9 protein-coding genes are annotated in these 12,847 nt (G+C 61.5%); 7 read left to right on the top strand and 2 right to left on the bottom strand.

Going from position 1 to position 12,847, the window contains the following annotated elements; all coding sequences use genetic code 11:
- Positions 1-990: hypothetical protein (locus IRZ31_RS03445; protein ID WP_297149564.1), on the top strand; the 990-nt coding region annotated here is incomplete at its 5' end.
- Between the two features lie 24 nt (positions 991-1,014).
- Here the strand turns inward: IRZ31_RS03445 and IRZ31_RS03440 are convergent.
- Together IRZ31_RS03440 and IRZ31_RS03435 are read right to left on the bottom strand one after the other, a co-directional pair.
- Positions 1,015-1,956, bottom strand: coding sequence for an ABC transporter permease subunit (locus IRZ31_RS03440; protein ID WP_297149561.1), 942 nt, complete (start codon positions 1,954-1,956; stop codon positions 1,015-1,017).
- A 2-nt stretch (positions 1,957-1,958) separates the two neighbouring features.
- Complete coding sequence (locus tag IRZ31_RS03435) at positions 1,959-2,942, bottom strand: ABC transporter ATP-binding protein (RefSeq protein ID WP_297149559.1); 984 nt, start codon at positions 2,940-2,942, stop codon at positions 1,959-1,961.
- A gap of 484 nt (positions 2,943-3,426) precedes the next feature.
- On the opposite strand from IRZ31_RS03435, the gene ade reads away from it, so the two are divergent.
- From ade to IRZ31_RS03405, 6 genes are all read left to right on the top strand, one after another.
- Positions 3,427-5,163, top strand: a complete 1,737-nt coding sequence (ade, locus tag IRZ31_RS03430) for an adenine deaminase (protein WP_297149557.1) — start codon at positions 3,427-3,429, stop codon at positions 5,161-5,163.
- A 98-nt stretch (positions 5,164-5,261) separates the two neighbouring features.
- Complete coding sequence (locus tag IRZ31_RS03425; RefSeq protein ID WP_297149555.1) at positions 5,262-6,221, top strand: FAD binding domain-containing protein; 960 nt, start codon at positions 5,262-5,264, stop codon at positions 6,219-6,221.
- A gap of 4 nt (positions 6,222-6,225) precedes the next feature.
- Positions 6,226-9,159 (top strand): molybdopterin cofactor-binding domain-containing protein, encoded by a 2,934-nt coding sequence (locus IRZ31_RS03420; protein ID WP_297149554.1) that lies wholly within the window; start codon positions 6,226-6,228, stop codon positions 9,157-9,159.
- A gap of 97 nt (positions 9,160-9,256) precedes the next feature.
- Entirely contained in the window at positions 9,257-10,285 is a 1,029-nt protein-coding gene (locus IRZ31_RS03415; RefSeq protein WP_297149553.1) for an alpha-hydroxy acid oxidase, read from the top strand.
- Positions 10,286-10,436: 151 nt separating this feature from the next.
- Entirely contained in the window at positions 10,437-11,678 is a 1,242-nt protein-coding gene (gene thrC, locus IRZ31_RS03410; RefSeq protein ID WP_297149551.1) for a threonine synthase, read from the top strand.
- A gap of 62 nt (positions 11,679-11,740) precedes the next feature.
- Positions 11,741-12,670, top strand: a complete 930-nt coding sequence (locus tag IRZ31_RS03405) for a hypothetical protein (protein WP_297149549.1) — start codon at positions 11,741-11,743, stop codon at positions 12,668-12,670.
- The last annotated feature ends 177 nt before the right edge of the window (positions 12,671-12,847 follow it).

Here is a 12,847-nt window from a genome sequence, read left to right as displayed (position 1 = left end):
GCCCCAGGTCTTCCCCTTCCCCCTTCACCCACCTCCCTCCTCATCAGCGAGAATAGCGAGGAGCCTCTGCTGATCACCTACCAGCGCCAGCAAGCAGAACTCTACGCCGAATTTCGGGCCAGTCGCCAGCCGGAGCTACTGACACGAGCCTGGCGCCGTCTCACCTACTTGAAGCGGCTTTTACCTCTTGTTCAAAATGAACTGTTAGGAAATATCTTACGTTTGGAATTTAACTACGCCCAACTAGTGGCCGACGGGCTGGCTGACCTCTATGGTGTAGCGAGCGCTCTGCCATTCGTTCAGCACTGCCTGTCCATCGCCCGCAGTTGGGAGCAGACCAGAGGCCAGAGCAGGCCACCGGCGGGAAGCGTCCATCGCGATCTGCTGGCCAATGCCCTGATCGGGCAGGCGATTGCTCATTTCGAGCTGGGAGAAGCGGAGGCGGCTCGCCACCATGCAGGAGAGGCCCTCGAACGCTTAGCCGAGACCTGCCCTTCTGTTCAACGCTTTGTACTAGAGGAGGCCGCACACATTCTGGCCCACCTGGCCAGAGATGAGCCAGAGCGCAAGCAAGCGCTGGTACTGCTCGACCAGGCGGGCCAGTTGCTAAGCCCAGCCAGAGAGGATGATGATCCCTACCTTCTGGCTGCCGATGTCGGCTACTACCACCTCAACCGTGCCAGAACACTGCTGGCTCTGGGGCAGGCGCGCCAGGCCCTTGGCGAGCTAGATCAGGCCAGTCAGCATACACAGCCGCTATTCACGACGCGCCGACTCTTCATTGTGATCTATCGGGCCCTGGCCCACCTGCTGCTGAAGGACTACGAAGTTGCGACCACTCTGGCAATCCAGGCCGCCGGCGAAGCACGGACCCTTAACGCCCGGCGAGCCTTGGCTCACCTGGGCCTCCTGTACCAGCGCCTCAAGGCAAGCCCCTATGGCGATACGCCTGGCGTGGCTCGCCTCAGATGGCTGCTTGGTGAGCGCTGACGGCAGGACAGGAGGCCAGGCTACCTATTCCTTGACATCGCGGTTCCGCGTCAGCACCAGTGAGATGGTGAGAAACACCAGGGCATAGACGAGGAGGAGCAGCCAGATGTGGCGCGCGTCGACCAGCTGCATGTTCAAAGGCTGTGCTCCCGTTGAGGGAAGATGTCCATTGGTGACGACGAGACCCATGACGTTAAGGTTGGGGCCAAGCAGGTAGGCAGAAACATCTTTCCAGAACTGGTTGTTGGTGAGTTTGAAGCCCAGGTAGAGCAGATAGACCAGAAAGTTATCTGCTGGGAAGTAGCCCAGGGCAGCGCTCAAGCCGAAGGTTTGCGAGCGCCCGATCACTGCCAGCGCCACAGCCATCAGGATCGAGACCCCCATACTACTGGCGACACTCAGCGTGTAGAGGCCAGCATCGTGCCAGAAAGCGGCGTTGACCGCCGAGAGAGCGTCGAGATTGCCCGCCTGGAGAAGCGTAAGAAGACAGGAGCAGATGGCCACCTCTGCGATTCCAAGCGCAAGCGTGAAAACACCAACCAGTAACAGGGCCAGGAGCTTCGCCCCAAGGAGCTGGAGGCGCCCAACCCCACGCGCCAGGAGAATGCGAATGGTACCAAGCTGATACTCCAGACCAATACAGCGAGCCGCCACAACGATGAGGAAGACGCCGGCAAAGACGCGTAATATATCCAGGCCGCGCAGCTGGATCTCAAGATAGCTCAGCGGATCACGCTGAAGCTCATCCTTGAGAGAAGCAGAACCGAGCGCCAACTCAATGAAGTAGACGCCAGCGACAAAACAGAGCACCAGCACCAGTAGAATCCAGGTGGCCCATTGGCGCGAGAGCTTGAGCAGTTCGGCGCGCACCAGTCCCCAGAAGCGCGGCTGTAGCATCCTCACAGCGACCTCGCTTTGTCCCCGATCGCTGCGCTCTCCAGAGAAGAGCATGGTTTCTTTCATCATCGTTAAATCTTTCCTCCCATAGCAACATCGTCGCCAGTTAGTTGCAGGAAGACCTGCTCCAGATCCAGGGTGACAGGAGCCAGTGAGTCGGGGATCAGGCCCGCCTCGACCAGGCAGCGATTCAACTCGCGCCCGCGCCCGCCAGGGGCAGGCGTTATCAGCTCACCCTTCTCAGTGAGACGGGCCGTCGCTCCCCAGGGCTGAGCCCGCACAAGCCGCAGTGCCTCCTGGGGGCGCTCCACGCGTACGACAAACTCACCACGTCCGCGGATTAGCTCTTCCACGCTGGCCTCCGTCACCAGCCGTCCCAGTCTGATGATCGCCACGCGCGTACAGATTTGCTGGACTTCACTGAGCAGATGGCTGGAAATGAAGATCGTTTTGCCCTGAGCAACGAGCTGATGCAGGAGATCGCGCATCTCAACAATACCGGCGGGATCGAGACCATTGGCCGGCTCATCGAGGATCAGCAGCTCGGGATCATGTAAGAGGGCCAGAGCCAGGCCCAGGCGCTGTTTCATTCCGAGAGAGTAGGTCTTAACACGATCGTTCTGGCGGCTCCTGAGACCCACCAGATCCAGAACTTCATCAATGCGGCGCTCAGAGACTCCTCCGAGCGAGCTGGCTACTGCCCGCAGGTTATCCCGGGCTGACAGGTGGAGATAGAGCGCCGGCGTCTCTATCAAGGCGCCAACACGCGGCAGCACCAGCTTCGGCTGCCGCCGCAGGTCCTGCCCCAGGATCTCGATGCTGCCAGCCGTGGGTGTAATCAAGCCCAGAAGCATACGGATAGTAGTCGTCTTGCCAGCCCCATTCGGTCCCAGAAAGCCAAAAATTTCGCCACGTCTGACTTCCAGATTCAGATCAGCCACCGCCAGACGCTGGCCATAGCGCTTGGTGAGGCCACGCGTACGTAACGCCAGGCCATCAGCAGGCGCCGTGTAGCCAGCCTGGGGTGCCACGGCAGTCTGTACATTCCAAGACATCTTGTCCTATTCCTTGCTTCTAATGAGTAGTATGTTGTCCATAATCAATGAAGGGCAGGAATATTGGACAAAGGAGAAGCAACAAAGATAATTAGCTACTCCTCCCGTGCCCCTTTTTCGCCACTCAGGAAAAAATTCAGCTGAGCCTGGCTCCGCGTTACAGGCAGCATTCCAACTGGCTTTCACCAGTAGTTCAGATGACAGCGCCCTCAGAAAGGAGGCTCATCCGAAAGGGGCCTCTCCCCCTTTGAAAGGGGCCTCTCCCCCTCGACGAGAGGCCATATTTCTGCTACCATGTGCGGCAATAGCAGGCGTGACAGCAGGGATGCCCAGCCGGTGGCGGATGGATCAGCGATCAATCAAGCAGACAAGCAGCAAAGACGACATGGAGCACGCCCGCTCTCCAGAGGTGTCAACTGATCCCCAACAGCTGAGGCACGTAAACAGCCTCAAGCAGCCTATTTTCCGGCCAGGAGGTTCTTGGATGTACACGGTGGAAGGACTGCGGCAGCGCATTCGTATGGCCCGAGGAGAGGAGCCTGCCGATCTGGTCCTGCGCAACGCCAGACTCGTCAATGTCTGCAGTGGCGAATGCTATCCCGCCGATATTGCCATTGCCGGCGGGCGGATTGCCGGCATCAGCGAACCGAGAGGTGACTACCGCGGCCAGCAAGAGCGCGACCTTGAGGGACGCTGGCTTGCCCCGGGACTCATGGATGGGCACATGCACATTGAGAGCACGATGCTGGTCCTTTCAGAGTTTGCCCGCTTAGTCGTCCCTCGCGGCGTCACGGCAGTGATGCTTGATCCGCATGAGTTCGCCAATGTCTCCGGAGTCGCCGGCATTCGTTTCGTGCTAGAGACAGCGCGTGGCCTGCCACTGGATGCCTTCGTGCTGCTCTCTTCTTGCGTTCCCGCCTCGCAGTACGAGACGCCTTATCGCCCCTTGCTGGCCAACGACCTGCTGCCCCTGCTCAGGGAGGAGCGGGTGCTTGGGCTGGCCGAGATGATGAACATGCCAGGCGTCCTCAACGGTGACGAGGAGGTACTGGCCAAAATTGCTGCCACCCTGAATCACGGCCTAGTCGTCGATGGCCATGCCCCAGGGCTGCAAGGGAGGGATCTCTGCGCCTACGCCGCCGCCGGCATCTCGTCTGACCACGAATGTACCACAGCCGCCGAAGCGCGCGAGCGTCTGCGCCTGGGCATGTGGCTTATGATCCGTGAAGGCTCGGCGGCCCGCAATCTGGAGGCCCTGCTTCCGCTCATACAGGAATTGCACCCACCGCGCGCCTTCTTTGTCACCGACGATCGCGATCCGCTGGATCTGTTGGAGCGCGGGCACATCGATTCGATGGTGCGGCGGGCAATCGAGCTGGGTCTGGACCCGGTGGAGGCCATTCGCCTGGCGAGCTACAACACGGCCCAATATTTCCGTCTCAGCGACCGCGGGGCCATTGTGCCAGGGGCGCTGGCCGACCTGGTAGTGCTTGACGATCTGGGAACGTTCCAGGTGGAGTCGGTCTATAAAAGCGGCCAGCTGGTTGCCCAGGGAGGGCGCTTGCTAATTGAGCCAGAAGCCGGTCAGCCACAGGATCTCAGCAATACTATCCGAATCGCCGCCTTGCGCGAGGAGGACCTGCGCATCACAGGTCGGCCCGGGCCAGTGGCAGTCATCGGCATCGAGCCAGGGCAGATTGTCACCCGTCACCTGCAGCTAGAGGCATCCTTGCGCGACGGCGAGATCGTGGCTGACCCCGAGCGCGATCTCCTGAAGCTGGTAGTCATCGAGCGCCACCATGCCAGCGGGCGTGTCGGCCTGGGACTCGTGCAGGGTCTGGGGCTGAAGCGTGGCGCCCTCGCCTCTAGCGTCGCCCACGACGCCCACAATCTGGTCATTGCCGGCGTCAGCGATCACGACATTCTCAAGGCCGCCCAGGCCCTGGCAGCGATGGGAGGGGGTTTCGCCCTCGTCGTCGACGGCGAGCTGCGGGCCAGCGTTCCCCTGCCTCTGGCTGGCCTGGTCTCCGCCGCTCCTATCTCCGAGCTAGTCGCCCGCCTGCGGGCCTTGGACGAAGCCGCCGCCACTCTCGGCTGCACCTTAGAGCATCCCTGCATGACCCTCAGCTTCCTTTCGCTCTCAGTTATTCCAGCCTTGAAGCTCACCGATCAAGGACTGATCGACGTTGAGCGCTTTGCACGGGTGCCACTGCAAAGTTAGCCAACCCATCAATCAGATCAGCACGCAGGCAAGCCGAGCCAGCGGCTTCTGGCTTGCTCAGCCGGGCCTTGAGGCAAGGAAAGTCCGAGGATTCTAGCATGCTGCCAAATCTACTTGAATATCACTGGGTCGAGGACGTTGATGATGCCCTCATTCTGCTCTCGCGTCCCGACATCAAAACGGTTCCCCTGGCCGGGGGCACCTACCTGCTGGGCCAGAATGAGGAAAGCATCCAGGCCGTAGTTGATCTGCGTGACCTGGGCCTGGCCTATATTTCAGAAGACCAGCGCGGGATTCGCATCGGAAGCATGACCACCTTGCAGAGCATGGCGGAGGCGCCACTGCTCAAGAGTTTTCTGGGTGGGCTGCTGGCTCAGGCAGCTCAGTACTCCGCTCCCTCACCTCTCATTCGCAACGCGGCCACCCTGGGAGGCACGCTAGCACTCGGGGCCAGCGCCCAGGCCGATCTGCTCACAGCCCTGGCTGTCGTCGACGCCGAGGTTGTCCTGCGCTCCGGCCAGAAAACCCAGGTCGATCTGCGCGGCGGCACGCCAGAGCGCCCGGGTCTCGCACTTTCAGGTGTCACCTACAAAGGGAAACAGGAGCGGCGCGTCCCCTACCACCGGCTCCTACTGGAGCGTCGCCCCCAGGAACTGATCATCGAAGTGCAGATCGCTCCCCCAGGCCGCGGCTGGGGCACAGCCCTGGAACGGGTTGGGCGGAGCGCCGTTGATACAGCCTTGCTCACTGCCGCCGCCCTGGTGGAGGTCGAAAATGGTCGCTATCGCAATGTGCGCCTGGCCCTCGGCGGAGTCAATATGGAGCCACAGCGCCTGCCCACCCTTGAGCGGCGCCTGGAAGGTCAACCTGTCCAGGACCTGCGCCTGCTGGCCACGGCTGTCCAGGCTGGCCTGGCCGACTTCCGTCCACCCGCCGACTTCCGGGCCAGCCCGGGCTATCGGCGTGTTTGCGGCGCTAATCTGGCCTATCGCGCCCTCGAAGAAGCCGCGAACATAGCCCGCTGGCGCGATATTACGTCCTCGGAAGGGAGAGCGTAATCTCATGGAACTAGAACTACGCATCAATGGAGTGATCAAGAGCCTCGATGTCGCTCCCAACGAGTTGCTGCTGAACGTTCTGCGGCGCGAAGGCTACTACAGCGTCAAGCACGGCTGCGATCATGGGCACTGTGGCGCCTGCACAGTGCTCATCGACGGTCTGCCACGCCCTAGCTGCGTCATGCTCGCCATGCAGGCAGCCGGAGCAACGGTGACCACGGTCGAGGGGCTAGGCTCGCTTCGCCGCCTCCATCCTCTACAGGAGACCTTCATTGACGCCGGCGCTGTCCACTGCGGCTTCTGTACCCCAGGCATGCTGCTTTCAGCCTACGCTCTCCTGCAACGTAACCCCAACCCTAGCGAGGAAGAGATCCGCGAAGCGCTGGCGGGGAACCTCTGCCGTTGCACTGGCTACAACCGCATTGTCCAGGCCGTACAGCGCGCCGCCGCCCTGCTCCGTGGCGAGGACATCGAGCCGATTAGCATCCCCGATAGCGGTGGTCGTACGCGCCCCTGGAATCTTGGACGCGCCCCACTGGAGCCACACGAGCAGACGGGCGCAGGAGTACAGCGCGTGCACATTATGATGGGGCGACCAGAGCGCCAGATCGACGCCATCAAGCTCGTCACAGGCAAGCCAGCCTTCGCTGACGACTGTGACTTGCCCGGTCTTCTGCATGCCCGCCTGCTCACAAGCCCCCACGCCCATGCCATCATTCGGGAGATCGATACGACAGAGGCGCGAGCTTTGCCGGGAGTGCACGCTGTCTTGACCTACAAAGACATTCCTCGCATTCCCTACACCAGTGCCGGTCAACCCTGGCCTGAGCCTGGGCCGCACGACCAGTACAGTCTGGACCATACCGTCCGCTACGTGGGGGACCGCGTGGCAGTCGTCGCCGCCGAGACAGCGGAAATCGCTGAGCAGGCGCTGAAGCTGATCAAGGTCGATTATGAGCCGCTGCCCGCCGTTTTCGATCCCCGCCAGGCCCTAGAGCCGGGGGCACCACGGCTGCATCCCGAACCGGAGTCGTATGGCATCTACGACGCCAATCGCAATATTGCATCTCACGTGCAGTTCGAGCAGGGCAACATTGAGCGGGCCTTTGCCAGTGCTGAGCTGATCGTAGAAGGCGAATATGTTCTTCCCCAGAGCCAGCATGCAGCCCTGGAAAACCACGTCGCTATTACCTACTGGGATGAGGATGACCGTCTCGTCGTGCGTACCAGCAGCGAGGTGCCCTATCACGTGCGGCGCATTGTGGCAGCACTGACCGGGCTAGCGCCGCGACGGATTCGGGTTATTGCCCCACGTGTGGGTGGAGGCTTTGGGGGCAAGCACGATCTCATTGTCGAAGACCTCTGCGCTCTGCTCACCCTGGCCACCGATCGCCCCGTGCGCCTTGAATACAGCCGGGTGGACGAGTTTCGTAGCAGCCGTGTGGCGCCGAGCCAGATCATCCGCCTGAAGACCGGCCTCCGGCGTGACGGTACCATCATCGCTAACCAGATGCTGGTCCTGGTCAACGCTGGCGCCTACGGGGGCCAGGCCGCTTCCGTCTCTGTGGGAAGCGGGTTGAACAGCCTGCCTCTCTATCCTTGCCCGAGCCTACGCTACAGCGCCCAGGCGGTCTATACCAACCTGCCACCTGCTGGCGCATTCCGCAGTAACGGCGCCCTGGCAGGTCTCTTTGCCCTTGAAAGCCACATGGACGAGATCGCGCGTCGCCTGGGCATGGACCCCCTGGCGTTGCGACGCAAAAACTGGCTCAAGGAGGGGGAAACCCTCCCGCTCCTCTCCCTGGCCAAAGCCAGTTACGAGTCCACTATCCCCCAGACAGGTCTGGCTTCCCCCTACCCGGCAGAGATACGACTCACACACTGTGGTTTGCCTCGTTGTCTGCAGGTTGTCGAAGAGCAGCTCAACTGGCGCGAGAAACGTCGACAAGGACAGAGCGGCCCCAGTCAGAGCGGGCGCATCCAACGCGGTGTTGGCATCGCTCTGGCCATGCACCTGCCCGCCTCTCCCCAATCCTTGCTGAGCAGCGCTACACTCAAGCTCAACGAGGACGGCTCCTTCAATCTGCTCATCAGCCTCCCTGAGAACGGCAACGGCAGTCATACCATCCTGGCCCAGATCGCCGCCGAGGTTCTCGGAGTACGTCCCGAAGATATTCTCATTCACCCTCCTGATACCGACAGCACACCCTTTGACACGAGCAGCGACCCCTCCTCTTCCATCTACGCCTGTGTTCACGCCGTCAGACAGGCAGCAGAGCAGGTTCGGCAGCAACTACTCAGCGTTGCCGCTCGGCTGCTCAAGGTGCCAGCAGAGAGCCTCTCCCTGGCCGACTATCAGATCAACGCCCCAGGAGGTAAGAGCCTCAGCCTCTCTCAGGTAGCGCTGCAGGCTCTCTACGGCGAGCAACCGACGCCGATCAGTGCCACTTCCTCCTGGAACGCTGCCTGCAACGCTCCTACCTTTGCTGCCCAGGGTGTCGAGGTTGAAGTCGACACCGCGACAGGCGCGACGCGCGTGCTCAAGGTTGTCTCAGCGATCGACGGCGGCCACATCGTCAATCCTGTTCTTGCCGAGGGGCAGATCGAGGGTGGCATTGCTCAAGGACTCAGTTACAGCCTGTGCGAGGAAATGGTGTATGATCAGCAGGGGAACTTGCTGACGACTAATCTGAACGACTACCGTATGTTCAGTGCTCGCGATATGCCCGAGACAAGCATTGTCCTTATGGAGGGCGACGGCTCCGACCCGTTCGACATCCGCGACATTGGCGAGATCGCCATCGCCGCAGTGGCCCCGGCCCTGGCCAACGCCGTTGCTGACGCGCTCGGCGTGCGCCTGCGCCAGCTCCCGCTGACTCCCGAGCGCGTCTTGCGCGCCCTCTACGTAGTCAGGCAGCAGGCAGCAAGGCCAGCCTGAGCAGTGTCACCACCGACCAGCACCCGACCACCCTTACGGTGATCGGCCTGACAAAGCGGCAGATGAGCAAGCGAGGAAGCAAAAGGAAGAAAGTCCAATGGATCTGATTAACGTCTTCGACTACGAAGCCCTGGCCCGTGAGCGTATCGACACCAGCTCCTGGGTTTACTATGCCTGTGGAGCCGACGACGAAGCGACGCTACGGGCCAACCGCAGCGCCTTTGAGCGCATCAAACTTAGACCACGGGTCCTGGTTGACGTCAGTCAGATTGACATGACAACAACAGTGCTTGGTACGAGCCTGCCAATGCCCATTTTCATCGCGCCAACGGCTTTCCAAGGCCTGGCTCATCCAGAAGGAGAGTGCGAGATGGCCCGCGGCGCCGCCCTGGCCGGCACTTTGCTGGTAGTGAGTACCTCAGCCAGCCGCAGCCTGGAGGAGGTAGCCGCAGCCGCCGGCGGACCACTCTGGTTTCAGCTCTATATCACGACGCGCCCGACCGCCCAGCGTCTAGTTGAGCGGGCAGAAGCCGCCGGCTATCAGGGCCTGGTGCTGACGGTTGACACGCCGCGCTGGGGAAACAAAGAGCGCACCGCGCGCTATCCACTCAGCCGCAGCATTCGCAAGGCCAACTTTGAGAATGAGAGCGAGGGTGACTTGCCCGATCCCTCCTGTACCTGGGAGATCATTCCCTGGCTGCGCTCGCTTACTCGCCTGCCACTCATTCTGAAAGGTATTCTGACAGGCGAGGACGCCCAGCGGGCCTGTGAGCACGGCGTCGACGCCATCATTGTCTCTAATCACGGGGGGCGCCAGCTCGACAGCGTGCCCGCCACCATTGAGGCCCTACCGGAGATCGTCGATGCCGTGGCAGGACGCTGCGAGGTCTATCTGGATGGAGGGATCAGACGCGGCACCGATATCCTCAAGGCACTGGCCCTGGGAGCGCGGGCGGTTCTTGTTGGGCGTCCCCCTCTCTGGGGCCTGGCCGTGAACGGGGCCCAGGGGGTGGCCGACGTCCTGGCTATGCTGCGCGACGAGCTGGAGCAAGCGATGGCCCTGGCAGGCTGTCCTCACCTGACCAGCATCGATCGCTCCCTCGTCAGGCTCCCCCATGTGTCATAATAGCAAGCGGTGGGACCAGTGGAGCAACAGAGCAAGCTCCTCTCTCTCGCCACACTCAACAAGGCTGGCAGCCAGCCGCAGTCGCGCGCTCTCCAGCCATACAAACAACAACACATCTCAACTTACTGCATATTCATAAAGGACAGGTTCTATGCTGTTAGCGAGCCATATTCTGAAGCTGGAATGTGTTCTCTGCGGCAGTAGCTATACTCCGGGCAGCGTTGCCTATACCTGCCCGAACTGCGGTCCCCAGGGCACTCTTTTAGTTCAGTATGACTACGACCAGATTCGTTGGAATTACCATGCCGAGAGCCGTGATCCCTCAATTCGACGCTATCGTCCTTTCCTACCCATTCCTTACGGCAATCGCTTGCCGCCGCTGATCGTCGGGGGCACGCCGCTGTACCCGGCAGAGCGACTACGCAAGCACCTGAACATGCGCAATCTCTGGCTGAAGGACGAAACGCGCAATCCCAGTGGTTCATATGCCGACCGTGGGGCATTTGTCGCGACCAGTCTGGCCCTGCCAGAGGAGCGTAAGCTGGTCTGCGCTTCGACAGGCAACAGCGCCCTGGCGCTGAGTCAGCAAGCGGCGGCGCTGGGACTGAGCTGTCAGCTCTTCCTCCCCTCGCGCAGTGCCCGCAAGCTCGCCGGGGTCCTGCAGTTATGCGGGGCCAGGGTCTTTGCTGTCGACGGCAGCTATGACGATGCCTTTGACCTGAGCGTGGAGGCCACGGCTAAACTCGGCTGGTACAACGTCAATATCGGCTACAACCCCTATATTGTCGAGGGACTCAAGACCGTTGGCCTGGAAATCGCCGAGCAATTGGGGCACGCTGTTCCCGACGCTATTCTGGTGCCCGTGGCCGATGGCGGCTTGATCAGCGGCATCTACCGCGGCTTCGAAGATCTGCGTCAGCTCGGCATCGTTCGCCAGATTCCGCGTCTCATCGCCGTGCAGACAGAAGGTGCGCCGGCTTTCGTGCGCTCCCTGGGGAACGAGGCCCTGCGCCAGCCAGAGATCGTTTCTCCGACAACTCAGGTGGAGAGCCTGGCTGTCGGTCATCCCCACAATGGAGCAATGGCGCTGCGACACGTGCGTCAGAGCGGCGGCTTCGGGATCACCGTCAGCGATGAGGCCCTGCTCAAGGCCCGTCAAGAGCTGGCCGCCCTAACCGGTATCTTCGTTGAACCAGCGGGAGCAGCCTCCTACGCGGCCTTGCTGCAGTTGCTTGAGGAAGGCAAGATTAAGCGCCACGAGATGGTAGTCCTGCTAGCCACGGCTAGCGGTCAGCGCAGCGATGAGACAGTTGAGCAGCGCGAGGACGAGCTTGTTACGCTCGCCAGAGGCAGCGAAGGGCTGCAATCACTGGAGCTGCAAGCCAGCGCCTGAGCGCACAGCGGCAGATGCCCGCTGGCCAGTGGAGAGAACTATCCCAGGAGGATACCCGTTCAATGAGCAAGCTGGCTGTCGTTGCCATAGGCGGTAACTCACTCATCGAAGACGAGGGAGACAGGGACGGACCTGGGCAGATCGAGGCCATATGTGCCTCAGCGAAGTATGTTGTCGACCTGGTCGTCAACGGTTGGAACGTGGTCATTGCCCACGACAACAGCCCCCTGCTTGATCGGCCAGGCGAGCCTCTTCCTTACGGGTCCCCGCTCTCTTCCCAGTGGTTCCCTGCGAGCTTCCTGGCAGAACTTCAGGGAAGACTGGGCTATCTGATTCAGCAGGCCCTGGATAATGAGCTGCAACACCGGGGATTGAATCGCCGCAGTGCCTGTCTGCTCACGCGGCTCATCGTCAGCCCAGGCGACGATGAGACAACGCTCGCCCAGCCTGTCAGATGGCCTCCAGCCGAGGCCCAGACAACGGAGGAGACAGAGGCATGTACGACCGGCTCAGCAAGCAACAAGATAGAGATCAGGACCAGGCAGGAGCCACGGGAGCTGGTTGAACAGGAGGCCATCAAAACCTTGCTCCAGGCCGGCTTCATTGTGATTGCCGCCGCTGGCGGCAGCATCCCGCTGGTACGCGATGGAGAGGGAGGCCTCCGCCCGGTGAAGGCCAGACTCCATAGCGATCTAGCTGCTAGCTTCCTGGCCACGCAGCTGAACGCCGACCTTTTCCTGATCACCACGACAGCCGAGAGGGTGGTCCTCTTTCCCCAGCAGACGGGAGAAGCATATCCTTTGGATATGCTCACCCTGGCCGAGCTGCGCCAATATGAGGCCGATGGACATTTCTCCAACAAGCGCCAGCAAGCGCAGATTCGCGCCGTCATCCGCTACCTGGAGCGCGGTGGCGGCGCAGCTTTGCTGACCTGTCCCCAGGCTATCGGGCGCGCTTTGGCCGGGCGCACTGGAACCTGGGTGCTGCCCTAGGCAGAGAGAGCAGGATAACTAGAGTTATCCTCTCTGGAGCGGTCGCCGGGGGCCGCTCCGCCCGCTTGATCAGAAACCGGGGCAGAGAGCTAGATGCTGCCCAGCAGAGCTGGCTTCCTGCCCAGCCTCCGATCAGCCGGTCTGTGTTGGCCTGGTCCAGCAAGCTCCTGGCCTAAC

The sequence above is a fragment of the Thermogemmatispora sp. genome, assembly GCF_019683635.1.
Classification (GTDB): domain Bacteria; phylum Chloroflexota; class Ktedonobacteria; order Ktedonobacterales; family Ktedonobacteraceae; genus Thermogemmatispora.
This window is presented reverse-complemented; position numbering and strand designations above follow the sequence as displayed.

What these genes read in the sequence shown, in the direction of transcription:
- IRZ31_RS03440 (WP_297149561.1), bottom strand. Translation starts at nt 1,956, where the DNA reads ATGATGAAAGAAACCATGCTCTTCTCTGGAGAGCGCAGCGATCGGGGA.
- IRZ31_RS03435 (WP_297149559.1), bottom strand. Translation starts at nt 2,942, where the DNA reads ATGTCTTGGAATGTACAGACTGCCGTGGCACCCCAGGCTGGCTACACG.
- ade (WP_297149557.1), top strand. Translation starts at nt 3,427, where the DNA reads ATGTACACGGTGGAAGGACTGCGGCAGCGCATTCGTATGGCCCGAGGA.
- IRZ31_RS03425 (WP_297149555.1), top strand. Translation starts at nt 5,262, where the DNA reads ATGCTGCCAAATCTACTTGAATATCACTGGGTCGAGGACGTTGATGAT.
- IRZ31_RS03420 (WP_297149554.1), top strand. Translation starts at nt 6,226, where the DNA reads ATGGAACTAGAACTACGCATCAATGGAGTGATCAAGAGCCTCGATGTC.
- IRZ31_RS03415 (WP_297149553.1), top strand. Translation starts at nt 9,257, where the DNA reads ATGGATCTGATTAACGTCTTCGACTACGAAGCCCTGGCCCGTGAGCGT.
- thrC (WP_297149551.1), top strand. Translation starts at nt 10,437, where the DNA reads ATGCTGTTAGCGAGCCATATTCTGAAGCTGGAATGTGTTCTCTGCGGC.
- IRZ31_RS03405 (WP_297149549.1), top strand. Translation starts at nt 11,741, where the DNA reads ATGAGCAAGCTGGCTGTCGTTGCCATAGGCGGTAACTCACTCATCGAA.